Annotated in this window: 21 protein-coding genes; 17 read left to right on the forward strand and 4 right to left on the reverse strand. The window is 34.5% G+C overall.

Going from position 1 to position 26,886, the window contains the following annotated elements; all coding sequences use genetic code 11:
* Window positions 1-495 precede the first annotated feature (495 nt).
* The 11 genes from ACM55I_RS08435 (at window position 496) to ACM55I_RS08485 (ending at window position 11,243) form a co-directional block, all read left to right on the forward strand.
* Window positions 496-1,668, forward strand: a complete 1,173-nt coding sequence (locus ACM55I_RS08435) for a molybdopterin molybdotransferase MoeA (RefSeq protein WP_416846326.1) — start codon at window positions 496-498, stop codon at window positions 1,666-1,668.
* Window positions 1,669-1,678: 10 nt separating this feature from the next.
* On the forward strand, window positions 1,679-2,422 hold the full coding sequence (locus ACM55I_RS08440; RefSeq protein ID WP_416846327.1) for a sulfite exporter TauE/SafE family protein: 744 nt from the start codon (window positions 1,679-1,681) through the stop codon (window positions 2,420-2,422).
* Between the two features lie 18 nt (window positions 2,423-2,440).
* Window positions 2,441-3,004 (forward strand): molybdenum cofactor guanylyltransferase, encoded by a 564-nt coding sequence (locus ACM55I_RS08445; RefSeq protein ID WP_416846328.1) that lies wholly within the window; start codon window positions 2,441-2,443, stop codon window positions 3,002-3,004.
* 5 nt (window positions 3,005-3,009) lie between these two features.
* On the forward strand, window positions 3,010-3,807 hold the full coding sequence (cobA, locus tag ACM55I_RS08450) for a uroporphyrinogen-III C-methyltransferase (RefSeq protein ID WP_416846329.1): 798 nt from the start codon (window positions 3,010-3,012) through the stop codon (window positions 3,805-3,807).
* Complete coding sequence (locus tag ACM55I_RS08455) at window positions 3,804-4,040, forward strand: MoaD/ThiS family protein (RefSeq protein WP_416846330.1); 237 nt, start codon at window positions 3,804-3,806, stop codon at window positions 4,038-4,040. The genes cobA and ACM55I_RS08455 overlap by 4 nt, the downstream gene beginning before the upstream one ends.
* Before the next feature lie 96 nt (window positions 4,041-4,136).
* Window positions 4,137-5,216: a molybdopterin-synthase adenylyltransferase MoeB gene (moeB, locus tag ACM55I_RS08460; protein WP_416846331.1), complete on the forward strand. Its 1,080-nt coding sequence runs from the start codon at window positions 4,137-4,139 to the stop codon at window positions 5,214-5,216.
* A gap of 186 nt (window positions 5,217-5,402) precedes the next feature.
* The gene (locus tag ACM55I_RS08465; RefSeq protein WP_416846332.1) at window positions 5,403-5,840 is read left to right on the forward strand and encodes a molybdenum cofactor biosynthesis protein MoaE; all 438 of its coding nucleotides are present in this window, start codon (window positions 5,403-5,405) and stop codon (window positions 5,838-5,840) included.
* Window positions 5,841-6,755 carry a bifunctional molybdenum cofactor biosynthesis protein MoaC/MoaB gene (gene moaCB, locus ACM55I_RS08470; RefSeq protein ID WP_416846333.1) on the forward strand — a complete coding sequence of 305 codons (915 nt, stop codon included), beginning with the start codon at window positions 5,841-5,843 and terminating at the stop codon, window positions 6,753-6,755.
* Window positions 6,742-7,749, forward strand: coding sequence for a GTP 3',8-cyclase MoaA (gene moaA / locus ACM55I_RS08475; protein ID WP_416846334.1), 1,008 nt, complete (start codon window positions 6,742-6,744; stop codon window positions 7,747-7,749). The genes moaCB and moaA overlap by 14 nt, the downstream gene beginning before the upstream one ends.
* Before the next feature lie 503 nt (window positions 7,750-8,252).
* The gene (locus ACM55I_RS08480; RefSeq protein ID WP_416846335.1) at window positions 8,253-10,358 is read left to right on the forward strand and encodes a hypothetical protein; all 2,106 of its coding nucleotides are present in this window, start codon (window positions 8,253-8,255) and stop codon (window positions 10,356-10,358) included.
* 336 nt (window positions 10,359-10,694) lie between these two features.
* Entirely contained in the window at window positions 10,695-11,243 is a 549-nt protein-coding gene (locus ACM55I_RS08485) for an REP-associated tyrosine transposase (RefSeq protein WP_416846336.1), read from the forward strand.
* Between the two features lie 677 nt (window positions 11,244-11,920).
* Here ACM55I_RS08485 and katG read toward each other — a convergent pair.
* The 4 genes from katG to ACM55I_RS08505 form a co-directional block, all read right to left on the reverse strand.
* Complete coding sequence (gene katG, locus ACM55I_RS08490; RefSeq protein WP_416846337.1) at window positions 11,921-14,173, reverse strand: catalase/peroxidase HPI; 2,253 nt, start codon at window positions 14,171-14,173, stop codon at window positions 11,921-11,923.
* A 459-nt stretch (window positions 14,174-14,632) separates the two neighbouring features.
* Window positions 14,633-15,181 (reverse strand): acyl-CoA thioesterase, encoded by a 549-nt coding sequence (locus ACM55I_RS08495; RefSeq protein WP_416846338.1) that lies wholly within the window; start codon window positions 15,179-15,181, stop codon window positions 14,633-14,635.
* Between the two features lie 117 nt (window positions 15,182-15,298).
* Window positions 15,299-16,741 (reverse strand): rubredoxin, encoded by a 1,443-nt coding sequence (locus tag ACM55I_RS08500; RefSeq protein ID WP_416846339.1) that lies wholly within the window; start codon window positions 16,739-16,741, stop codon window positions 15,299-15,301.
* A gap of 68 nt (window positions 16,742-16,809) precedes the next feature.
* A complete protein-coding gene (locus ACM55I_RS08505) occupies window positions 16,810-20,322 on the reverse strand; it encodes a molybdopterin-dependent oxidoreductase (RefSeq protein ID WP_416846340.1) in 3,513 nt (1,170 codons plus the stop codon).
* Window positions 20,323-20,585: 263 nt separating this feature from the next.
* Here ACM55I_RS08505 and ACM55I_RS08510 point away from each other — a divergent pair, with 263 nt between their 5' ends.
* The 6 genes from ACM55I_RS08510 to ACM55I_RS08535 all read left to right on the forward strand — a co-directional run bounded on the left by ACM55I_RS08510 (window position 20,586) and on the right by ACM55I_RS08535 (window position 26,839).
* The gene (locus tag ACM55I_RS08510) at window positions 20,586-21,290 is read left to right on the forward strand and encodes a Crp/Fnr family transcriptional regulator (RefSeq protein ID WP_416846341.1); all 705 of its coding nucleotides are present in this window, start codon (window positions 20,586-20,588) and stop codon (window positions 21,288-21,290) included.
* A gap of 344 nt (window positions 21,291-21,634) precedes the next feature.
* Window positions 21,635-23,086 (forward strand): alginate export family protein, encoded by a 1,452-nt coding sequence (locus tag ACM55I_RS08515; protein ID WP_416846342.1) that lies wholly within the window; start codon window positions 21,635-21,637, stop codon window positions 23,084-23,086.
* A 32-nt stretch (window positions 23,087-23,118) separates the two neighbouring features.
* Window positions 23,119-24,348 carry a CmpA/NrtA family ABC transporter substrate-binding protein gene (locus tag ACM55I_RS08520; protein ID WP_416846343.1) on the forward strand — a complete coding sequence of 410 codons (1,230 nt, stop codon included), beginning with the start codon at window positions 23,119-23,121 and terminating at the stop codon, window positions 24,346-24,348.
* Between the two features lie 117 nt (window positions 24,349-24,465).
* Entirely contained in the window at window positions 24,466-25,353 is an 888-nt protein-coding gene (gene ntrB / locus ACM55I_RS08525) for a nitrate ABC transporter permease (protein ID WP_416846344.1), read from the forward strand.
* Between the two features lie 19 nt (window positions 25,354-25,372).
* The gene (locus ACM55I_RS08530; RefSeq protein ID WP_416846345.1) at window positions 25,373-26,179 is read left to right on the forward strand and encodes an ABC transporter ATP-binding protein; all 807 of its coding nucleotides are present in this window, start codon (window positions 25,373-25,375) and stop codon (window positions 26,177-26,179) included.
* A gap of 111 nt (window positions 26,180-26,290) precedes the next feature.
* Window positions 26,291-26,839: a chlorite dismutase family protein gene (locus ACM55I_RS08535; RefSeq protein WP_416846346.1), complete on the forward strand. Its 549-nt coding sequence runs from the start codon at window positions 26,291-26,293 to the stop codon at window positions 26,837-26,839.
* Window positions 26,840-26,886: the final 47 nt, after the last annotated feature.

Below are 26,886 nucleotides of genomic sequence, written 5' to 3' on the forward strand. Positions count from 1 at the left end.
AATCCCAGTCACATAATAATTGATCAAGATTGGTCACACTATTTAATCGAGTAGGTGGGGTATTTTTAAAACGAGTATTTTTTTGAGGGGGGATAAAATTAGTAAAAATAAATCAATATATTGTGCTTAAGTAGCTTAAATTCAAAAAGTTATATTTTATTAAAGAAAATGCTTGCCAATTTATTCAAACCTCTTTTGTTGCTGTAAGTTTTATGTTTTTGGATTTAAAATAAGGTTAAGTTTAGAGTATTTAAGTATCCTATATCTGGATGGGTTAAAAATTTTAAAATGGTAACTCAAAATATTTTCTAGATTCGGGATCTCCTTTTACAGATTTTACAGATTTGGTATTGTTTTGTTCGTTTTTTAATAAATAAAACCGTTTAAATCTTGGTATATGCATTTTACAAGTAATTATAGGTAATTGTTGGTTCAATTTCACATATTTACGTATATTTGCAATAAGTATTTTTACTTAGTTTTATTCAACATCCTATGATACAAGTGGACCAAGCCTTATCGATTATTGCAGAAAATAGTTGCAAGATGCCTATCAGAAAAATTAAAGTGGCCAAATCACTTGGTTTTATTTTGGCGGAAGCAATTTATTCTCCAATGGATATGCCGCCTTTTCGTCAATCAGCGATGGATGGTTACGCTTTTACGCATGGTGAATTGCAACAGTTTAATGTGGTTAGTATTTCACAAGCGGGTGATTTTTCGAATAAAAAAATAAAGAAAGATCAGGCAATACGCATATTCACCGGAGCGTATGTTCCAGATAATTTGGATACCGTTGTCATACAGGAGCATACTACGATTGAAAATAAAATACTTGAAATTACCCAAATGCCTGTTCTTTTTGCGAATGTCAGAAACAAAGGCGAGCAAATAAAAGAAAACGAACTGGTACTTGAAAATAATGCCGTGATTACTCCTGCAGCAATCGGATTTTTAGCGTGTTTGGGAATTACGGAAATAACAGTTTATGCCAAACCTAAAGTAGCAATTGTGGTTACTGGTAACGAATTGGTAAAAGTGGGTAAAAAATTATCTGAAGGGAAGATTTACGAGAGTAACTCGATTATGCTGGAAGCTGCTTTGCAGGGAATTGGGATAAAAAAAATAGAAACATTTCGGGTAAAGGATAATTTGAAAGCGACAAAAAGAGTTTTAAAAAGCTGTCTTGCTGCTTTTGATGTTGTGCTTGTTTCGGGCGGGATTTCGGTTGGGGATTATGATTTTGTAAAAGAAGCGCTTTTGTCCAATGGAGTAGAAGAGTTGTTTTATAAAATTAATCAAAAGCCTGGAAAACCGTTATTTTTTGGAAAAAAAGACAAAACAATTGTTTTTGCCTTGCCAGGAAATCCAGCTTCAACATTGACCAGTTTTTATATCTATGTTCATCCGGCGCTAAAAATAAATATGGGTTTTGAAGCGATTCATTTGCCAAAAATCAAACGAAAAATAACTACCCAATTTGAAAATACATCAGGAAAAACCTTATTTTTGAAAGGTTTCTATGATGCGGGAAAAGTTACGGTTTTAGAGAGTCAAAGTTCAGCTATGTTGAACACTTTTGCAGTAGCCAATGCTTTAATTTGTTTGCCTTATGATGCTGTAAATATTGAAAAAAATCAGGAAGTACTGGTTATACCACTTAATTAATAGCGTAAAGATGTCAATAGTAAATAATGATTTTTTGATTTTATTCGGCGTATTACTAACGGTAGTTGCGTTTTTGTATTCCAGCGTAGGACATGGTGGTGCATCGGGATATTTAGCGTTGATGGCTATTTTTGCATTCCCTGTTTCGGTGATGAAACCTTCTGCCTTATTGCTTAATTTGTTTGTTTCAGGAATTTCTTTTTTCTTTTATTACAAAAAAGATTTCTTCAAACCCCGACTGTTTTATCCTTTCGCGATAACTTCGGTACCGGCTGCTTTTATTGGCGGAATGATTCCGTTAGAAAATAGTTTTTATAAAATATTGTTGGGAATCGTATTGATTTTGGCAGCATTTCGACTGTTGGATTTTTTTAATTCGAAAGAAACAGAAAGCACTAAGATAAATATTCCGCTAGCTTTGGGAATAGGTTTTGGAATAGGTTTATTATCCGGAATGTTAGGCATTGGTGGCGGTGTTATCCTGAGTCCAATCATTTTATTACTGGGTTGGGCAACGTTAAAAGAAACAGCGGCCATTTCAAGTTTATTTATTTTGGTGAATTCTATTGCAGGACTTTCGGGCTATTTTATGGGAGACAAAACGTTTCCAACAGAAAGTTTTTATTTAGTTCCAATAGCTTTTTTCGGAGGAATGTTAGGTGCCTATTACGGGAGCGGATATTTTTCCAATAAAGTGTTGAAATATGTGTTGGCAACAGTAATCTTATTAGCGAGCGTGAAGTTGATTGTTTAAATCAATAAATTATAAAGTATGCAAGTATCGATTCTTTGTGGAGGAAAAAGCAGCCGAATGCAGTCGGAAAAAGGCTTGGTTTTGTATCAAAACAAACCTTTTATCGAGCATATTATTGAAGCGGTTTTGCCAATATCAAGTAACATTCAATTGGTTACCAATACAAACGATTACGATTATTTAGCATACAGGAAAATAAAAGATATAATAGCAGATAAAGGACCTTTGGGCGGAATATACACGGCACTGGTTCATTCGGAAACGGAGATGAATTTGATATTGAGTTGCGACATTCCATTAATTTCTACCGAAATACTATTGGAATTGATTGAAAATCATGGTACAAATTTTGATGTTTCTGTTTTTAAAGATAATGATCGGATTCATCCTTTGATAGGAATTTATCCAAAAAAAATACTTCCTGTTTTAAAAGAAGCAATTGATGTAAATGAGTTGAAAATGATGCGCTTCATTTCAAATGTAAAACATCAATTGATTCCGATTACGGATGCCAAAAGAGATCTGTTTAAAAATATAAATTCTGTTGCCGAGTTAAACGAATTGAATACCAATTTATCCTAGTTAAAATGAAAAATTCAAATACACCAAAATTGACAATCGTAGGCGCAGGTCCCGGCGATGTAGAGTTAATCACTTTAAAAGCAATTAAAGCACTGGAAAATGCTGATGTTGTCTTATACGATGCGCTTGTAAATGAAGAATTACTACAGTATGTGACCCATGCAGAAATCATTTTTGTTGGAAAGCGTTTTGGTTGTCACGCGTACAGTCAGGATCAAATTAATGAATTAATTGTGTCGATGGCAAAACGTTCTGGACATGTCGTTCGGTTGAAAGGCGGTGATCCATTTGTTTTTGGAAGAGGAAGCGAAGAGATAGAATATGCTCAGAAATTTGATTTAGAGACCGCTATTGTTCCTGGAATTTCATCTGCTTTAGGGGTACCGGCGTCTAATGGAATAAGTTTGACACAAAGAAGAGTTGCCGAAAGTTTCTGGGTAATTACCGGAACGACATCAGATCATAAATTGTCCAAAGATGTGGCTTTGGCTTCTCAATCCTCAGCAACGGTGGTTATTTTGATGGGAATGAATAAATTGGACGAAATTATTTCGATTTATCAAAACAATAGAACCGATGATTTGCCTGTTGCCATCATTCAAAATGGAACAAAAGACACGGAGAAAAAAGTGGTGGGAACCATAAGTTCTATCGCTAAATTAGTCGCAGAGCACCAACTTTCGTCTCCTGCAATTATTGTGATTGGTGAAGTGGTGCGAAATGCTTCAAAATTAACGACTTATTTTCAAGAAGAATTATCCGAAGACGAGTTCATTTTTCAAAACTTAAATTTAACGGCATGATTGCAGTAAAATATTTTGGCGCAATAGCCGAAAAAACCAAAATTCAAGGAGAAGAAATTTCTTTTTCTGATTTACCTTTACATCAATTATTAGCATCATTAGAAAAAAAGTACCAATTAAATGCACTTTCTTTTAGTGTTGCAATTAACCAAAAGATAGTACAAGATAAAGCAAATTATATTCTGAAAAGCAATGATATTGTTGCTTTGTTACCACCATTTGCTGGAGGTTAAGATTTTTGATTGCTGATTAACGATTTTTGATTTTAAAAAAAACTCAGCATCAGTAATAAATTTTTTGATTTTTTTTACTGTTTAAAACCTAAATTTATGGAAACAGCACGATACAACCGACAAATTATACTTCCTGAAGTAGGTATTGATGGGCAACAAAAACTGCAACAAGCCAAAGTCTTGATTATTGGTGCCGGCGGATTGGGTGCGGCTGTTTTACCGTATTTGGCTGCAGCCGGAATAGGAGAAATTGGTATTATTGATGATGATAGAATCGAAGTGAGCAATTTGCAACGCCAAGTGATTTACAAAAGCAGTTCGGTGGGGAAAAGTAAAGTGCTGGAGGCGGTAGCAATGGCTTTGGAACTCAATCCTTCTATAAAAATAAATGCAATCACTGAAAAATTAGACTCTAAAAATGCAATTTCGTTATTCGAGCAGTATGATATTATGGTTGATGCCACGGATAATCTGAATACTAAATATTTGATTAATGATGCGTGTTGCGTAACCAATAAACCGTTTGTTTACGGTTCTATTTATAAATTTGAAGGGCAGGTTGCTGTTTTTAATTATAAAAATGGACCTACATACCGCTGTTTATTTCCCAAGGAAGCCAATGACGTCAGGAACTGTAATGATGTGGGGGTTCTGGGAATATCGGTTGGAATTATCGGTATGTTTCAGGCTAATGAAGTATTAAAAATGGTTTTGGGAATAGGGGAGTTGTTGTCTGGAAAATTATTGGTTTATAATATGTTGCATAACGAACAACAGAAGTTTGATTTTTCAAAAACAGATACAAATTTGATCGATAGCGTAGCTTTCGAGAATAAATATACTTCAGTTGAAAGTGCAACTATTGAAATCGATGCTGCTCTTGCATTGGAACAAATGCATCATCCGGAAGTTGTTTTTCTAGATGTTCGAAATTCAGAGGAGTATCCAAAAATAACAATCAAAAATGGGCTTCAAATTCCGTTAGACCGTTTAGAATTCGAACTACATCAATTGGATATTAATTCAACATTATTTGTTTTTTGTCAATCTGGAATTAGAAGTAAAAAGGCAGTAGAAATCCTTAGAAATAATAATTTTGCGAATGCCAAAAGTATTGCTGGAGGCGCTATTGCATTGGATGTAATACTGCATAAAGGAACGGTTTCTGTTTCCTGAAATATAAAATAATATGACAATCTGTAAATAATAGTAAAGAAAAATTTCGCCACGAATTCCACAAATTTGACACTAATTAGCGTTTTGTTTTTTATTTCAATATGAAAATTCGTGACAAATTTGTGTAATTCGTGGCCAAAGAAAAAACTATAGTCCGCTTAGCGGACATTCATAAAAATAAAGATCATGAGTACCAAAACTGTTTTCATTCAGGGGCCAATTTCTTCGGAATTTATTGGGCAGTCGATTGCGAAACACCAATCGAAAACGACTATTGGTGCGCACAATATTTTTTTAGGTCAAGTAAGAGCCGATGCAATAGAGGGGCAAACCGTAGCTGCAATTGATTACACCGCTTACGAAGAAATGGCAGACGAAGCCTTGAACGTGATTAGAGAAAAAGCGTTCGCGCAATTCGATTTGATTTGCATGCACATTTATCACAGTTTGGGCGTTGTTAAAGCGGGTGAAATCTGTTTGTTTGTCTTTGTTTCGGCAACCAGAAGAAAGCAAGTGTATGAAGCCACGGAAACGATTGTGAATTGGATAAAAACAGATGTGCCTATTTTTGGTAAAGAAATATTCGAAAACAGTACTTTTACTTGGAAGAAAAACACGTTATAAATGGTTGATATCACACATAAAATAAGTACGCTCCGTACCGCAACAGCAAAGGCAACAGTGATTGTGAGTCTTCAAGCCACAATTGATGCCGTTGTAAATAATCTGGTTCCAAAAGGAAACGTACTGGAAATGGCAAAAACGGCGGGTTTATTTGCAGTGAAAAACACGCATTTATCCATTCCGGATTGCCATCCTATTCCAATTGAATTTACATCGGTGGAATATGAAATCAACGAATTGAGCATTGATATTATTTTCAACGTAAAAACGGTTTACAAAACCGGAGTTGAGGTCGAGGCGATGCACGGTGCTTCGATTGTGGCGCTTACGATGTATGACATGCTGAAACCAATTGACAAAAATATTGAGATTTCGACCATTAAATTAATCAGTAAAGAAGGTGGAAAATCGTCTTTCAAAAATAGATTTCCATCCGCTATTACAGCGGCGGTTTTTGTTTGTTCCGATTCTATTTTTGCTGGAGATAAAGAAGATCGTTCCGGAAAAATAATTGTTGAAAAATTGGAAATTAGCGGAGTCGAAACGACGCATTACGAAATCATACCCGATGAAATGGATGTGATTCAAGAGCGAACTAAAGCTTTCGCAAAAGAAAATCAACTGATCATTTTTACCGGTGGAACAGGGCTTTCGCCAAGAGATGTTACGCCGCAAGCATTGGAACCGTTATTAGAAACCAGAATTCCGGGAATTGAAGAAGCAATACGAAGTTATGGACAACAACGCATGCCGTATTCGATGCTTTCCAGAACCGTTGCGGGAACTTTAGGAAATTCGTTGGTATTGGCTTTGCCGGGTTCAACCAATGGCGCAAAGGAATCCATGGATGCGATATTTCCTCATGTGTTGCATGTTTTTCATATTTTAAAAGGCAAAAATCATGACACCAAATAATACTGTTTTAACGGATGATTTTGGACGTAAACACAACTATTTGCGTATTTCTCTAATTGAGAAATGCAATTTGCGTTGTACCTATTGCATGCCAGCCGATGGAATTGTATTAAGTCCAAAAGCGAGCTTGATGACCGCTGACGAAATTCACGCCATCGCCCAAACCTTCGTCAATAATGGTGTTGATAAAATAAGATTGACCGGCGGAGAACCGTTGTTACGAAAAGATTTTCCTGAAATTATAGCCAAACTGGCTTCGCTTCAAACCGAGATTTCCATTACTACAAACGGAATTCTGATTAACAAACATATAGACGTTTTAAAGCAGTTTAACGTCAAGAAAATCAATTTGAGTTTAGACACTTTGGTGGCTTCCAAATTCCATTCGATTACGCTTAGAAACCAGTTTCAGAGTGTAATTGATAATTTGCATTTATTGGTGAACAATGATTTCAAAATCAAAGTCAATGTGGTTTTGATCAAAGGGTTCAATGACGATGAAATCATTGATTTTATTAAGCTCACCGAGTTTTTACCCATTTCGATTCGGTTTATAGAATTCATGCCTTTTGCAGGAAATGAGTGGGACAAGAGCAAAATGGTTTCTCAAAAGGAGATTCTGGATCTGGTAACAAATAATTTTCCAGAATCCCATTTAGAGAAATTAGAAGACGATAAAAACTTCACCGCCAGAGAATTCAAAATAAAAAACTACTTGGGCAGTTTTGGGATTATCAGTTCGATAACCAATCCTTTTTGTGACGGTTGCAACAGAATTCGCCTTACGGCCAACGGCAAAATAAAAAACTGTCTGTTCTCCAACTCCGAGACAGATTTACTGACGCCTTTCAGAAATGGCGAAGCGATAGAAGACTTGATTGCTTTTGCCATTAAAAACAAAAAGAAAGTACGCGCAGGAATGACTACTATCGAGGACGTAAACAATCCCGCTTTAAATCAAGACAACCGCAGCATGATTGCTATTGGCGGTTAATTTTCTACAATTTTTTTTAGGAGCTAATCCCGTTATTCGTTACAACCCATTTGGTCTCAAACCCTTTTTCTAGGCGCCGGCAGGAGCTTCCTGCGGTCGCTCTGCCACCACCAGAAAAAGTGGTTCTCTACCTGCATGGTGTTTTCACTGCTACCGGGGCTAGGGATTTTGTAAAAAAAGAACGTAAATGAGGTTTCCCGTAAAGTTTACAATTAAGAAGGTATTATTTTTGAAGACAAGTTAATTGTCAAATTTTATTTTATTAAGATTTTTCGGTAATTAAATAGTACATTTGAAATAAGTAAGCACTGATTCTAATAAGACTTATTTACCCAATTTAGGAGTGATAAGTATTATAACGTCAGGCCTATATGCAAGTTGTAGGCAAGACTACCAAAAATGTGCACAAAAAGATAAAAATATTAATAAATTCAAAATCACAAATAGTTTTAAACGTATAAATATGTGGTTCAAAAATAAATCTTAAATATCTTCCAAATTAAATGAATGAAAATAAAGCAATTACATATAGTTTATTAGCGCATATTAGAAATAGTGGTACTTTAATGAAAGGTCCTGTTGATGTATTTGTTCCATTAATTAAGCGAACATTAAATCAAATAAATAGTAAAGGAATTTTAAAAGGGGAATCAATTTTAGAAATTCAAAATGAGGCAAATCTAATGTACTCAATAGATTTTCCAATTCCTGTTCTTAAAATTATTCTGAATCAAATTGCTAACGAAGTTAATATTGGTGATGAACAAAATTTTATAATAAATAAAGATAGCTCATTCATATTAAAAGCATTTTATTTTGAAGATTTTGAAGAAAAAATTCAAGAAAGTAAGAGAGATGCTGAAAATTTAGAAAAAATTTTTATAGATTTTTGTAAATTAAAAAATATCGAAGTTTCAAATAAAACTTCCATTTTTGACTTTATTGACAAAAATAAAATTTCAATTTCAAAATATTTATCGAACAACCAAGATCCTAACGGTATCGATTATACAATTGAAGCTCAATTTGTCGAATTTTTCAAAAAAATCCCAAAAGTATTTGATGTAGTTCGAAGAATTTATCTAGGCTCTATTATTTCTAGTTTTTTAGAGTATAAAACTGAAAATTTCACACAAGACGTAGAATTACTTTTTGACACAAATTTCATAATAAGTTTAATAGATTTAAACACACCAGAATCTACACATACATGCAAGAAATTAATAGAAGTTGGAAAAAATTTAGGTTTTAAACTAACTATTTTATCAGACACAATTGAAGAAACAAAGGCATTAATTAAGAAAAAGGCAGAAAATTTCACTAATACGTTTTTAACTAGAAAAATAAATCCTGAAGACCTTTACAATGCTTGTGAACGAAGAGATTTAAATTCAAGTGATTTAGAAAGAATTATTGACAATTTAGATGATAGTGTTAAGTCGTTTGGTATTTCAATTTACTCTTTTACAGAAAGATTAAAAACATCTGCAAAAAATTCAACAGAATTGGAGAAATTTAAGAAAATTAGAACAAACCATTTTTCTGCACTTCATGATACAATTGCAATATTATACGTAAAAGAGAAACGTACAAAAAAAATTAGAGAATTTGAAAAAGTAAATTGTTGGTTTGTTAATAATTCAAGCTCGCATGAATTAGAGGATTTTAAAGACTTTGAAAAATATAGTTACGAATATCAAAAGGAAACTATTCGTGTAGATGAATTATTAAATATTTTATGGTTAAGCAATCCACGTTTAAATACCAACATTGAAAACGAAGATTTAATAGATATTGGTCTATCATCAATTGTTGCACATACTTTAAACGATTCACTTCCAAAAGCTAGTATAATAAGAGAACTTGACCAAAATATTCAAAAATATAGAGCTGACGTAATAACAGATAAAGATATTTTAAATATTTCTTCAAGAATTTCAAATCGTCAAATAAAAAATATAAGCGATTTTAACAATCTTGCCAATACAAACTCTGTTGAATTTCAGAAAAAATTGAAAGAGGAATCACTAATTCAAGAAAAAGAAGAAAAAGAGCGAATAGAAAAATTTGACAAGTTATATGAAAGGTTTGAAAAGGAAATAAACATTTTGGATAAGGTAAAATCTAATTTTAAAACAAAAGAAATTTCGTTAAATGAAAAGTCGGAGCAATTAGAAAATCAAAAGCAACAACTTTCAAATGAACAAAATCAAAACAAAATTAAGATTGACAATTTATCAAATGAATTAGAAAAAGAAAGAAAAGAGAAAAACGAAATTTTAAAAAATTTAATTGCAGAAAACCGTGAGAAATTCATAGAAAATGAAATTGCGAAATGGAAAAATAAATCACTCAAGCAACTAATGTATTGTGGAATAGTTATGATTTGTGCGATTACTTATTTTTTATATTTAGCAGAATGGAAAATTGATAATTGTATTTACGTTTATGAAAATTATAAGAACAATTTTTTAATTACTGCACTAATAACAATTGTTGGCTTTATATTTACATTCTTTATCTTATGGGATTTTAGAGGAAAACATTATAATCATTCAAATATAAAAGCTTTTAAAGATTTAATAAAAATTCCTGAAGATCTGAAATAAAGCCCAGCCCCAGCTAGCGCGAGCGTCCCGCTCGTGCCCGTTAAGTAAACACAATATATAATATACACAATATAATTTTTTGGAAAAACGGGAGCTGATTTTATAAGTTTATCAACTATCCATTGTATAGCTGTATTGAATTGATTAAGGATTTATATTTTGGAAACATAATTGAATCATTAAATTATTGCGAAAAACAAAGAGAAGAGAAATTTGATTGTGGGCACGAGCGGGACGCTCGCGCTAGCATTTGAAAACTAATTCCTGTAAATATTTCTTAAAGTACTGGCTTACGCTCGTGCCCACAAACCTAAGTCAATTTTTATTTTATAACCAATGAGTAGAAAATACAAATTTGCTGAAAAATCCGGTGCATATTTTATAAGTTTCGCTGTTGTCAATTGGATTGATGTATTTACTAGAGACAATTATTTCTGGTGCATTATAGAATCGTTAGATTTTTGCAGAAAAAATAAAGGCATGGAAATTTATGGATATTGCATTATGCCAAGTCATATCCATCTTATATTCCGTTCGTCATTAAATGACCCCTCCGGGTTGATAAGAGATTTTAAAGGATATACTTCAAAGAAAATAGTAAAAACAATTGAGGAAAATCCACAAGAAAGCAGAAAAGAATGGATGCTATGGATGTTTGAAAGAGCAGGAAAAAAGAATAGTAATGTCACGAATAGACAGTTTTGGCAACAACATAATAATCCTATCGAGATTTGGTCGTTGAACGTATTTGAGCAAAAACTAAAATACATTCACAACAATCCTGTTGAAACTGGATTTGTAACTGATGCTGTAGATTGGAAATATAGCAGTGCCAGAAATTATGGTTGTGACGATCAAACGATTCTGGAAATAGACAGGAACTGATATTGATTGTGGGCACGAGCGGGACGCTCGCGCTAGCTTCTAAAAGACCACTGAAATTCCAACATAATATTATATTTATTTAAACTATCTCTGGCTCGTTTTCAACGAGTACCTACTTTAATAGTGCAAAACGTAGCGTTTGTAACGCGGTTCATGAACGACTTATAAGCTTTTTTGATAAAGAGAAATTTTGTAGTTACTTCTTACTTTTGAGAGGAATATTTAAGTGTGATTGCTTCGTTCCTCGCAATGACCAGATTGTGGAAACGGTATTATGAAAAAAGTTCGTGATTCCTAGCCCTGATGGTAGCGGCATCCTCGTAGCGTAGTGAAGAGATACAGCGGACAGCGGGAAGATTCGTTCTTGAAAACGCCACTCGTTTTGCTCCTAAAGATAACGGCCCAGTTTACAGGAACTTTCTGCTTGTGCCTTGAAACTGAATTTTTAAAAAAATAGCGGTATAGGATTTGGTTTTAGATTTCTTCTTTGTCGGTCACGATACCATGAAAATGATAAGGAGAATGAGGAAAGAGAGCGAATTTTTATTATTTTGGTGTAGTACTTAAAAACAGAAGCAAAATGGAATGTAGCTTAAAATGGAAAAAGCAGATCAAAAAGAAATAAAAAAGGTGGTCCGTTACCAGACCACCTTTAGTACTATTCTATAAGGCTGTAATTAAACTAAATCGAAACGGTCTAGGTTCATTACCTTAGTCCACGCTGCAATAAAGTCCTTAACAAACTTTTCTTGAGAATCTACAGCGCCATAAACTTCAGCAATGGCTCTTAGCTCTGTATTAGAACCAAAAATAAGATCCACACGAGTTCCAACCCATTTGATTGCACCTGTTTTACGATCGGTACCCACAAATGCGTCATCCGATTCTGAAACCGCTTTCCAAGTTGTACCTAAATCAAGTAGGTTTACAAAGAAATCGTTCGTTAAAGCCTCTGGACGTTTTGTGAAAATTCCCGTTTGCGAGTGATCAAAGTTCGTATTCAATACACGCATACCACCAACAAGTGCTGTCATTTCTGGTACAGATAGTGTTAACAATTGTGCTTTATCAATAAGGAGTTCCTCAGCTGAAACCGTATATTTTGTTTTAATGTAATTACGGAAACCATCTGCTTGAGGCTCAAGAACTGCAAATGAATCTACATCTGTTTGTTCTTGTAAAGCGTCTGTTCTTCCTGGAGTAAAAGGCACTTTCACATCATGATTAGCATTTTTTGCTGCTTTTTCAATTCCTGCACTACCACCTAAGACTATTAAATCAGCAATGGAGACTTGCTTACCGCCAAAATTAGCGTTGTTGAATTCTTTTTGAATTTGACCAAGTGTTTCTAGAACTTTCTCCAATTGAGAAGGATTATTCACTTTCCAATCTTTTTGAGGTTCTAGACGAATACGACCACCGTTTGCTCCACCACGTTTGTCAGATCCACGGAAAGTTGATGCTGAAGCCCAGGCAGTTGATGCCAATTGAGAAACGGATAATCCTGAAGCCAAAATTGTTGCTTTTAATAAAGCAATATCTTCATCATTAATCAATTCATGTGTTACTGCAGGAATAGGATCTTGCCAAATTAATTCTTCAGCAGGAACTTCTGGTCCTAAATAGCGAGTCTTTGGACCCATATCACGGTGTGTTAGCTTGAACCATGCTCTAGCAAATACATCATTGAATTCGGCTGGATTCTCTAGAAAACGTCTTGATATTTTTTCATAAGCAGGATCAAATCGCAGAGAAAGGTCTGTTGTCAACATAAACGGTTGGTGACTTTTTGATGGGTCGTGAGCATCTGGCACTAAACCAGCTCCTGCACCATCTTTTGGTTTCCATTGGTGCGCACCTGCGGGACTTTTGGTTAATTCCCACTCATAACCAAATAAATTTTCGAAATAGTTATTGCTCCATTTAGACGGAGTGGTAGTCCATGCCCCTTCTAAACCACTAGTAATTGTATCTCCACCATTACCGGTACCAAAACTGTTTTTCCAACCTTTACTTTGTTCTTCGATACTTGCTCCTGCTGGTTCAGCAGTAACATATTTCTCTGGATCTGCCGCACCATGGGTTTTACCAAGTGTGTGTCCACCTGCACTTAATGCAACAGTCTCTTCATCATTCATTGCCATACGGGCAAAAGTTTCACGAATATCGTGCGCTGCTAATACTGGATCTGGGTTTCCGTTAGGTCCTTCTGGATTTACATAGATTAATCCCATTTGAACTGCAGCAAGAGGTTGCTCTAATTCGCGTTCTCCATTATAACGATTGTCACCTAACCATTCGCGCTCGGAACCCCAATAAATATCTTCATTTGGTTCCCAAACATCTTCACGTCCGGCAGCGAAACCAAAAGTTTCAAAACCAGCCGACTCTAAAGCACAGTTACCAGTTAAAATCAATAAATCAGCCCAAGAAATTTTTCTGCCATATTTTTGTTTGATAGGCCAAAGTAACAAACGAGCCTTATCTAAGTTGGCATTGTCTGGCCAACTGTTTAGCGGTGCAAAACGTTGCGTTCCAGCTCCAGACCCACCACGTCCGTCCGCGATGCGATACGTACCTGCACTGTGCCAAGCCATTCTGATGAATAGACCACCGTAAAAACCATAATCTGCTGGCCACCAGTCTTGTGAAGTGGTCATTAAATCCATGATGTCCTTTTTCAAGGCTGCAAAATCTAAAGACTTGAACTCTTCCGCATAGTTGAACGTTTCTCCCATCGGGTTAGATGACGCACCGTGTTGGCGTAAGATGTTTAATTTCAATTGATTTGGCCACCATTCCCGATTTGCCGGAGCAGAACCAGCACCTTGCTTTGCCGGAGTACCAGCACTTGCACCATGATTAAATGGGCATTTGCTTTCAGTGTTCACATTGTAAGAAGATGCGATTGGATTTGTGTTATTTTCCATATTGTAATTGTTTTTATTTTCTAGATAACGAATATACATATAAAAATCAGTATTGAAATTTATTTTTAATAGATAAAAACTATGGTTCTTTTCTAAAATCCGTTACAGAGTCAACTTATGGAAAAATAATTCTTTAAAAAGGGATTAGAGTATCTGGATATCGCAGTAGGGCTCTTATAGTTTTGATAGAATAATGGGGCGCTTGTCTTATTGTAAGTAATAATGGTATAAATTAGCGAAACTAAAAAAGAATTTTAGGACTCAAATTCTTTATTGAGGGTAGTTACAATATGACGGATAAATTGTTTGCTACCTAATTAAAAACAAAAATATAGAATTCGTTTACTCGCACTGATTTTTTAGAAATAAAAATAATAATAATAATAAAACGTTTTGTAACAGCTAAACATAACTGGGTTACAAACCACGACTATTTCAATTTTAGCCTATTATTAATTATCATTGCAACTCCACCTTGATATTATACTGATTCAAACTCAAAATATTTTCTATAGATCCAAAAGTGGAAATGCTCTTTTGATATTCTCTTTCTTTTTTCAAAGCAATTTGTTTCACACAGTTTTGGAACCGACTTACTTCTTTTAGATTCGTAAGGATTAATCCGGGAACGGCTGCATTTTTGCCCTCTTTGTCTTTTGAAACCATTGTAAAATAAGACGAATTACAATGATTAACGGTTCCTGTCTGAATATTTTCTGATTCCACACGAATACCAATAATCATAGAACTGGTTCCCACATAATTTACGCTGGCTTTCATGGTTACCAATTCACCCACTTCAATAGGTTTTAAGAAATTTACCGTATCTACAGAAGCCGTTACGCAATAATTACCGGAAAACTTTGAAGCACAGGCAAAAGCAATTTGATCGAGTAATGACAAAATATAACCTCCATGTATTTTGCCACTAAAATTAGTGTGAGAAGGCAGCATTAATTCAGAAATTGTTATGTGAGAGGAACTTACTGTTTTGAAGGTGGTATTCATATTGTAATTGGTTTTGGTAGTAATCAGTGTTTTGAGTTTTTTTGAACCACGAATTTCACAAATTAAGTCCTTATAATTTTAAAATAATTAGTATAATTCGTGACTGCTTTTTTTGGATTATAATAAAGTGTCCAGTTTTTCTCCTGTTAATACTATAAAATTACTTTTTGGAGATTCACACAAGGAACAGCAATAGTCTACAGGTAAGTCTTTAAATAAAGTCTCTTTTTCGATTCCTCGAGTAACATCGCCGTATTCTGAATTGTATAAAGTCAAACATTCCGGACATTGATGAATGTCTTGTGCTGCTTTTTCTTTTTTGGTGGCTGTTTTGCTTACTTCAACAACTAAATTTCCTAAATCTTCAAAATATTTTCTACTCAATTCAATTAAAATGGTTGGTAGCTCCAGTTTGTCTACATCTTGCGCATGAACAATATATTCTTTGGTATTTGGATCAAAATTTTTGGCGTACAAAACATTGTACGTATCTCTAATTTTGATGGATTCTAAGTCTTTTGGCAATTCATTTTTTTCGACCACAATCGAAGTGAAATAATGTCCCTCACGATTGTATTCTGATAAACCAAAGGTAAGTCCGTAAGTACTAATGTCAAACTGATCTAACGTTCGAACCAGAAAAGTTTTAAGATTCAAAGCCCATTCCATCGCAACGGGTAAGTGCCAGTTCAATTCCAATAAGGAGTGACGAACGTTAATTCCTTTTTTACCCAAGAATTTTTCCCAATCTAATTTTCGGTCTTTTGGGATCCCTTTTATAATAAATGATTTCCATGGCGTAATGCATATTTTTCCAATTTTGCAGTCAAAACATAAATCGCACATTTCTTTCAAAAACTCTAAATCATAGAGATTATTTCTCCAATACAATCCCAACCAATATTGATCAATTCCCAATCGATTCATTCCTTCATAATAAGGAAATGGGTAGAAGGGAATGTTTAAAGGTTTGTCAATGGTTCTGTTATTAGTGTCCAAAGCATCGCTGACCAATTGAAAAATCATATCTACAGAATCAGGTTCTTCTTCGAGTATTTTTTCAATGGCATAATATACTTCGGCAATATTCCAACTGTAAATCAGTACGGGATACATTTCCATTTTATCCCAATTAGGCAAACGGATGTATAGAAACCAATAATCTTCATGATCCGAAGCAATAAAGTTAACGTGTCCTGTAAATAAAGGAACTAACTGTTGTTTTGGATCGGTGATGTTTACTTTTAGCTCGGGTTGTTCTTTAAATTGCTCTAAAATATATAAAAACTTATTCCCTGTAAGCCAAGGGGTATTTCTGAAAATATCAGTGGAAACATAGGAAGAAACAATGTTGTTTCCACTTTTTTCATTGGGATAAACAAAATGATTCTTACCACTTTTTTCCTTTTCAATAGGAGTGAAGCCTTTAGGGAATATAATGTCTTGTCGAGAACCAAAGGAGATGGAATCCAATCCTTGTTCTAAAGCCATATTTACAATTACTCGTAATTCACCTGGTGAAATCACGCCTCCTTTTACTATTAGTCTTGTCAATTCCATATTTTTTAGTGTTCAGTTTACAGTTTTTAGTATTCAGTTATTAACTGATTACGGAATACTGCTAACTATTATTTGCATTTTGATAAGATTTCTTTCACTTCGGTTTTGCAACTTCCACAACCTAATCCAGCACCTGTGGTTTTGCATAATTCGGTGAAATTGGTCACGCCACTTTTTATGGCTTCTTCAATATTTCCGCTTCCTACTTGACTGCAAGAACAAACTAATTTACCTATTACCGGTTTAGTATTCGAACTTCCTCTAAGCAGCGTATTTCTTTTATCTGATAATTCGATTTTGCTTTCAATCATGGTTTTGAATTCGGCAAATTCGTTTTTATCACCCATCAAAATAGCACCTACCAACAAGTCGTTTTTGACGATGCATTTTTTATAGTATCTTTTTCCTAAATCGGCAAACACAATTTCTTCGTAAGAATCGTCATTGTCTGGGATTTCTACTTCGCCAATACTACATAAATTTATATCTTCCAGTTTCAATATATTCATTAAAACGGAGCCTTTGTAAAAACTGCTGATATCCCCGGCCATATAATTCGCTAGTACATCAGCCTGTTCTTCGGCTGCTGAAGTAATTCCGAATAACTGGTTGTTGAATTCAGCGATTTCACCAATAGCAAATACATTTGGATTCGATGATTGTAAATACTGATTCACCTTTACACCACGTCCACAGGAAATTCCTGATTCTTTGGCTAATTCTATATTTGGAATAGTACCAATGGTGTATACGATGGCATTGGCAGTGATAATTCGACCACTTTTCAGGGCAATTTCTAATTCGTTTGGATTGTCTGTTTCGAATACGGTACTGACTTCATTATCAAAATAAATTTGAATGTCACGCAGTTGCACTTCTTCGGCAAGTAATTTACTCGAAATTCGGTCTAATTGACGTTCCATTAATCGGGAAGCCCTTTGAATTATCGTGATTTTTACTTTTTTATGTTTTAAGGCTGCAGCTAATTCTAATCCTAATAATCCACCACCTACGATAACTACATGTTGCTCTTCTGCAACTAAATTAGTGTTATCCAAATAGTTTTTTAATCGGTCTGCATCTTCTTTTTTTCTGATTGTGAATCGTCCCGGCAAATGCAATTGTGCATTTTCAGGAATAAAAGGTCGGCTTCCGGTTGCTAAAATTAAAGAATCAAAAGAATGGGTGAAGCCATCACTATCTAGAATTATATTTTCTTTGGTGTTAATGTTATCAATTGAAACACCTGATTTCATAGTGATATTTAGCTTACTTAAGGCTTCATCTTTTATTTTTAAAAGCTGTTCCCAAGAAAGTTCCGCAGTCACGTATTCCGGTAATAACACCCTGTTGTAAAATGGATTTTCTTCATTTGAAAAAACAATAATTTCATCAGAAGTATTGATTTCCCTGTAGTTTTGAATGAATCGGAAAGCCGCCGCTCCAGCACCCACAACCGCGATTTTTTCGAAAGGTTTTACATATTTGGCTACAGAAACAGTGGTAAACTTGAAATCAGGCTCTTTTGATACAGGATCTACGAGTGTATTGGTCAAATTATTGGTTCTGTTCAAATCATTTTCCAATTGTTTCCCCCAGTGCATTGGCAAGAATAACACGCCTTCTCTAATAGTGTCTGAAACTTTCGCTTTTACACGAACCGTTCCGTTTTTGCTGGTTACTACAACAATATCGCCATTATTAATGGATGCTTTGTAGGCATCAATAGGATTTATTTCAAGCATAGGACTCGGAATATGCGTCATTAATCGGGACACTTTACCGGTTTTAGTCATCGTATGCCATTGGTCTCTTATTCGACCCGTGGTAAGAATGAATGGAAACTGGTCATTTGGTTGTTCCGAAGTATTTTCAATAGCCGTTGGGATATTAAAAATTGCTTTTTGCGAAGGCGTATAAAATTTTTTATCGGTAAATAAACGTGGTGTTCCAGGATGTCCATAATCAGGAACTGGCCATTGAAAAGTGCCTTCGTTTTTTAGACGATTGTAATTTAAAAAGGAAATATCGATATTGGTGTTTTTTGTCATTAGACAATGTTCCTTATAGATATCTTCGGTGCTGTTGAAATTGAAGCCGGTGAAATTCATTTTTTTAGCAAAACGAGTCAGAATTTCCACATCCGGTAGTGCTTCTCCCGGTGCATTAATGCCTTTCGGCAAATAGGAAATTCGTCTTTCAGAATTGGTCATGGTTCCTTCTTTCTCTAACCAACCCGCTGCAGGCAATAATAAATCGGCAAATTTTGACGTATCCGCATTATGAGAAATATCCTGAACGACCACAAATTTGGCATTAGCCAACGCTTTTTCCACTCTTCGGGAGTCTGGTAAACTTACCATTGGATTGGTACAAATAACCCAAATCGCTTTCATTTTTCCAGATTCCAAAGCATCAAACATTTCAGTAGCCGTTAATCCCGGTTTTTCGGATAGGTCTTCAACTCCCCAAAAATCAGCTACTTCTTTACGATGTACCGGATTGTTTAGTTCTTTGTGTACAGCCAGTAAATTAGCCATTCCACCTACTTCACGACCACCCATAGCATTAGGTTGACCAGTCAATGAAAAAGGTCCAGAACCTGGTTTTCCTATATGTCCGGTTAATAAAGAAAGGTTAAGTAAAGCTGTATTTTTATCTACGCCAATAGCACTTTGATTCAATCCCATTGCCCAAAGCGAAAGAAATCCTTTGGCTTTACCAATGATTTCAGCAGCTAATTTAATGTCATTCAAAGGAACGCCACAAAGTTTAGAAGCTTTTTCTAAGGAACTGGAAAGTACAAGGTCTTTATATAATTTGAAATTTTCAGTATGGTTTTTAATGAAATCAGTGTCGGCATATCCTTTTTCGATTAACCTTTTGGCCAAAGCGTGATATAAAATAATGTCAGTGCCTGGAATGATTTGTAAATGCAAATCGGCAGCTAAAGCCGAATCCGTTCTGCGAGGATCGATTACAATGATTTTTGTTTTAGGATTTTTTTCCTTGTGTTGTTCGATTCGTCTAAAAAGAATAGGATGACACCAAGCAGGATTAGCTCCTGTTATCAAAAATGTATCTGCCAGTTCAATATCGTCGTAAGCGATTGGTACGGAATCTTCACCAAATGTTTTTTTGTAACCTGCCACCGCTGAACTCATGCACAAACGGGAGTTGGTATCGATATTATTGGTTTTCAGAAATCCTTTTACCAGTTTGTTTACCAAGTAATATTCTTCCGTAAGGCATTGTCCAGAAATATAGAATCCAACACTGTCAGGACCATATTTTTTTATTATAGACGAAAAGACAGCTGCTGCACGATCCAAAGCAGTATCCCAGCTCACTCTTTCCATAGGATGGGACTTACTCCATCGCATTTCTGGATAGAGAATCCTGTCGGAAGTGTCATTGACTACATAATGAAGATTCATCCCTTTCGAGCAAAGCATGCCTCTATTCACCGGATGGTCTTTATCGCCTGTAACGGTGACTCCATTTTTAGAATCATTGGTTACTATAATTCCGCATCCTACTCCACAATAGGAACACGTAGTTTTGATTTCTGAATTTTGCATTATTGAATTTCTTTATTAATAATGAAAGCTTAGTATATTGATCTGTTTTAATCTTACAGAAAGTGTAAAAATAAGTATTTTTACGTATTAATACGTATTGAGTGGATTTTATTTTATAATTTTGGGTAAAATAAATATTTGGTACCAAATCATTTTGTGAACGATTTTAAATTTTAGCCATGACATCGCCATGATTCAAAATCATAAAAAATAATGAAGAATGGCGATACCATATTCCTTTTAAAAATAAATATTAGCTTCGTATGAAAGAAGAATTAACCACTTGTAGCAGCTGCATAAATGAAAATTGTTTCATTAAAAAGCATCTTCATTTAGAACAAATGAAAAGTTACATCGATAGAAAGCGTAGTTTTACTTGTAAAAAATCACAACAATTTATCATTGAAGGTGCGCCAATTCAGGGTTTGTACTTTATTTATAAAGGAAAGGTAAAGACGGTAAAAACAGGTATCAACGGAAGAGAACAAATTGTACGATTAACAAAGGATGGAGATACAATCGGGTTTAGAGGTTTTGGTACCAGTAAGCGCTATCTTATAGGTGCTTATGCGCTCGAAGATACTACATTATGTAATTTTAGTAATGAAGATATGCTCGAAATACTTCATAATGTTCCTGAGTTTACTTTTGATTTGATGCTGTTTTATGCAGAAGAACTGAATAAAAGCGAGAATAATATTCGCAAAATTGCACATATGAATGTGCGTGAAAGAGTAATTGATACCTTATTATACATTCATAGAAAATTTGGTCAGTCAAATGGTGTAATAGGACTTGATTTGTCCAGAAAAGAAATTGCCGATTTTGCAGGAACCACCGAAGAGCAAGTGATACGGGTGATTTCGAGTTTAAAAAAAGAATTACTTATTAAGGCCGTTGGTAAGAAAATTGGATTAACTAATACCGATAAATTAAAATCGGAAATACAGGAACACAAATACCTTTAGATTTAGATTGCTGTTTTTTATGCTTATTATGTTTTCTACCCTTCCTATTACTTTTTAAGTATTTCATTCTTCAAACGATAATTGATTTGACCACCTTTTAAAAGTCTATTATCAAACTACTACCCAATCAAATTTTATAAGTGCGTATTTTTTTCTACGTATTTAATTCTACTCAAGTCAAGCTATACCTGCGTTGAGCGATATTTACTGCTTTTTCGCATAAAATAAACTGTTTTACTTCCTTGTTTTATCGTGTTAAAAAGCTATTTGTATCTGTTTTTTACATTGTACGTAAGTATTAGTACTTACGTAAATTTACTTCATACTAATTAAAACATATGATTATGCAAAAGATTAAAACCACATTACTAAATATTCAAGGTTTAAAAAAAGGGAGCATTTCAAGTGCAAATCTTTCAAAATCTATTTTCTTAGGCATCGCCTTAACCTTTTTAAGCCACAATGAAGCGAAAGCTCAATTAACCGCAACAGGACAAATTAGAGAAAGAACTGAAATTAGAGCGGGACAAGGAACTTTGCAAAAAGATGGGGAAAAAGCAGCATTATTCAATTCTCAAAGAGCACGATTAAATTTAGGATTCACGGGATATAGATTCAAAGTATTTATGGCATTACAAGACGTACGCGTTTGGGGTCAAGATGCTTCTTCTATAAACAGAACAACTACTGAAGCAAATAATGGTATCATGTTACACGAAGCTTGGGGAGAGATTATGTTAAACGATACGACTAGTACTATTCAAAATTTATCTTTAAAAATAGGACGTCAAGAAATCTCTTATGATGACCAAAAAGTATTGGGAGGTTTAGATTGGTTACAACAAGGTAGAAGACACGATGCAATTGTATTCAAATTTGCAAATAAAGGTTGGATTGCTGACGTTGGAGCTGCTTTTAACCAAAACAAAGAACTTGGTACAGGTACCGTTTACAATGGAACAAATTCAGCTTATGGCGCTGGTACGAATGGAATAGGTACGATGTACAAATCGTTTCAGTACGCTTATATAGGAAAGAAACTTTCTTTTGGTGATATCTCGTTTTTATTCTTTAAAGATGATTTCAACAAATATACCAATGTAACTTCAGGAACACCTGCAGTAACTACTAAAGTGTATGGAGAAGGAGTTTGGAGTCGTAATACTGCCGGTTTTTACTTTAATTCAACTATTGCCAGAAAACTGAACCTTACCGGAAGTGTGTATCACCAAGGAGGACATGACAAAGACGGAAGATCTATAAGTGCTAATCTAGCTTCAATAACATCAACATTACAAGTAGGAAGAAAATTATTTGTAGGGCCTGGTATTGATTATTTATCTGGTGATGACGGTATAAAAGCTGTAACAGCTACAACTGATAACAATCGTTTTGACCCACTTTACGGAACACCTCACAAATTCTGGGGAAGTATGGATTATTTCTACGCTGCGAATGGTTTTGGAAAACAAGGATTGTTAAACTATTTCTTCAAAGCTAAATACAATATGAGAGACAATCTTACTTTACTATTAGATGTTCATGGTTTTGAAGCTGCGAATACATTATCTAATGGAGCAGGAGGAAAATTAAGTTCTTATTTAGGTACTGAAGTAGATTTGTTAGTAAAATATAATTTGACTAAAATGATCAACATCGAAGCTGGGTATTCTTACATGAAAGCTACCAATTCAATGGCTTCTGCAGCGGTTAAAAATGTTACAAACCCTGATCTTAGCCCACAATTTGCTTATGTGATGCTAAATATTAAACCTAACTTTTTAGCTAAAAAATAAATTATAGTATTCAATTTTTAAAAACAAATAAAATGAAAAATTCAAATAAAGAAATAACAAGGGTTTTCAAAAGAGTTCTGTTGACCTTGTTAGTAGTATTGAGTTCGGCTTTTACAACAATAAGTGCTCAAAATGATCCAGTACGATTAGGGTTTATTCCCTTAACGGATTGTTCTCCAATTGTTATGGCAAAAGAACTAGGGCTGTTCAAAAAATATGGAGTTGAGGTTGTAGTAACCAAAGAATCTTCATGGGCGAATGTTCGTGACAAAATCCTAACAGGTGAATTAGACGGAGCACATTGTTTATATACCATGCCTTTTTCAGTGTACACTGGAGTAGGAGGAAAAGCAGGATCTGAAATGATGATTGCGATGATGCTAAACGTAAACGGTCAAGCCATAACACTTTCTAATGATTTTTGTGGAAAAGTAGGTTTCAAGCAAATGAATAAAGTAGCGCCAGTGGTTGCTGCCAAATTAAAAGCGGAGAAAGAAGTAACCTTTGCAATGACTTTTCCTGGAGGAACGCACGATTTATGGTTGCGTAACTGGATGTCTATTGCAGGTTTGAATCAAAAAGCGGTAAAAATCATTACAATTCCTCCTCCGCAAATGGTCGCTAACATGAAAGTAGGTAACATGGATGGATACTGTGTAGGGGAGCCTTGGGGCGGAGTTGCTGTAAAACAAGGAATTGGTTTTACTCAAATTGCTTCACAAGATATTTGGAAAGATCATCCTGAAAAAGCATTGGTTGTCAATAAGGAATTTAGTTCAAAACGTAGAGAAGACCTTAAAAAAGTAATGAAAGCCATTATGGAAGCTTGTATCTGGTTAGATAATCCATCTAATCGTAAAAAAGCGGCTGCAATTATTGGTAGAGCTCCTTATGTAAATGCTCCGGCAGACGTTATTGAATCAAGATTAATGGGTGATTATAATTTAGGTTGCAACCAAGGAACTGAAGTATATTCTAATAACTACATGTTGTTTTACAAAGGCGGAATGGTAAATTATCCTCGTAAATCCTACGCAATTTGGGCGATGGCACAATTCGTACGATTCGGATATTTGAAAGAAGCTCCTAATTATAAAGCAATTGCTGATAAACTAGTGTTGCAAGATTTGTATGAAGAAGTAGCAAAGAGCATGAAAGTGAAAATTCCAAACGATGATATGAAACCTTTTTCTCTTACTATGGATAAAACAGTTTTTGACCCATCAAACCCTGCGGCTTATTTAAAAGTGGTAAAAAGATAGATTACAATAAACGGAATCCTTAATTACTGTAGCGATGCAGTCCTGTGTATGGCTACAGTAAAATAGTGCGGGTTTTTAAAGAATACAAAATACATAATTGAACTAAATTTTAATAAAATGTCTGATAAAAACACATTAACCGTTGATGCCTTAGACCAAGTAATTAGCGTTTCGACTGAAAGCAATACTGTTGTAGCATCTGAAAATATTAAATTCAAATTGATCCTTAATACAGTACTTGTAAAAATAAAATCATTGGCATTAGCCAGTTTAGGTTTATTTGTTTTTGGAGGATTTTGGAGCTTATTAAGTTATTATACTAAAGGAGCTCTTCCTGATCCAAAAGCTACATTAACTGTATTATACGAAATGATTCGTGATCCTTTTTATGATTACGGACCAAATGATAAAGGAATTGGATTGCAATTATTCAGTTCAATAAAAACAGTGTTGATGGGATTTTTATTGGGTTCATTAATCGCTATTCCAATTGGGATATTGATGGGAGCAAGTTCAATATGCAAACAAATTTTTTATCCAATTGTACAGCTTTTAAAACCTGTTTCCCCGTTAGCTTGGTTCCCTATTGGTTTGGTTGTGTTCAAAGATACTGGTATGGCTACTATATTTATTGTTTTTATTACCTCATTGTGGTCTACACTTATCAATACCTCTTTTGGTGTGGCATCGATTCCACAAGATCATAAAAACGTAGCTAAAGCTTTTGGTTTTTCCAAAATGCGTTACCTGACCAAAATTTTAATTCCGTACAGTTTGCCTCATATCATTACAGGATTGCGTTTGAGTATCAGTGTGGCCTGGTTGGTAATTGTTGCCGGCGAAATGTTGTCTGGTGGTGCAGGAATTGGGTTCTTTGTTTGGGACAGCTGGAATGCATTAAGTTTAGAAAAAGTAATATCAGCCATCATTATCATAGGTGTTGTAGGATTACTTTTTGACAAATTATTTACTTATATCGAAAACAAAGTGGCTTACAAAGCTTAACCAAATAAAAATAACTATTATGAGCTATTTAGAAATTAAAGATTTGGAAATTTCATTTCCAACTCCAAAAGGAAAATATATTGCAGTAAGAGATATTAATCTTTCTATCAAAAAAGGAGAAATTGTATCCATCATTGGACATTCAGGATGTGGGAAATCAACAATTATGAATGCTATTGCAGGAATGATTACGCCAACAGGCGGAACGGTTGAATTAGACAATCAAAAAATAAAAGGACCAGGACCAGATCGCGGAATTGTTTTTCAAAATTATTCCTTGTTGCCTTGGTTAACTGTGGATCAAAACATTTTTCAAGCAGTTGATTCTGTAATGAATTGTTCCAAAAAAGAGAAACATGAAATCGTAGAGAAAAACCTTAAAATGGTTAATTTATACGAGCACAAAGATAAATTACCGGGGCAATTATCCGGTGGAATGAAACAAAGGGTGGCAATCGCAAGAGCATTTTCTATAAACCCTGGCGTTTTATTATTGGATGAACCTTTTGGAGCTTTGGATGCACTTACCAAAGGAACCATGCAATTAGAAGTTTTGAAATTATGGAACTTAAACAATAGAGATAAAACGATTGTAATGATTACGCATGATATCGAAGAAGCATTGTTTTTATCGGATAGAATTGTGGTATTGAATAATGGTCCTGCTTCAACCATCAGAGAAATTGTTGCCGTTCATTTGCCAAGACCAAGAAATAAAATCGAAATCGTAAAAATGCCCGAATATATAGAGTTAAGAGATAAACTATTACATCTATTAACCGATAAATTCTCTATTGAAGATATGGGAATGGTGTATAAAAGTTAATTTTTTGGTTTAGTTTAATTTGTTTAGTTAAGTTAAGAATCCCTGAGATATTGAGCCATTTCAGGGATTTTTTGTGTAAACATAAATGTTTAATTGTAAAAATAAATCAATATGAATAAAACAATTTTCGATTTTATAGGAGGTAATATCGGGGAGTGGAAAGTAACTTCAATGGTCGCTTTGAAAGGAGAGCCAATCGAGTCCATTTCTCACATAAAAAAGATTTCAAGTTCTTTAATTTCATCTAATAAAGGAATTTGGACCCTAAAAGGAATTGTGAGTAATCTTAGGTACACGGAGAAAGAAGATAAAGATAAATTAGTTGCCATTCAAGAAGATTTAGGTCGATCCGAAGCTACTTTAGCTGCATTTATTCCCATCCGAAAATCAGAAGCATGGTGGAATCTCGCGCAAGATGAACGTAGAAAAATAATGGAAAATAAATCCCAGCATACGCAAACGGGAATGAAATATTTACCTGCAATTGCCAGAAAGTTATTTCACTCTAGAGATATTGGTGAACCTTTTGATTTTTTGACTTGGTTTGAATATGCTCCAGATGATGCCGCTGCTTTTGAAGAACTTTTAGAAGCACTTCGTAAAACAGAAGAATGGAATTATGTGGATAGAGAAATTGATATTAGATTGGTCAGAATATGAACGATGACCGTAGCGTTAGATAATTATTTGCGACTTTTATCGCTCCG

It is taken from the genome of Flavobacterium algoris, from assembly GCF_048158525.1.
In the GTDB taxonomy this organism is placed as follows: Bacteria; Bacteroidota; Bacteroidia; order Flavobacteriales; family Flavobacteriaceae; genus Flavobacterium; species Flavobacterium algoris.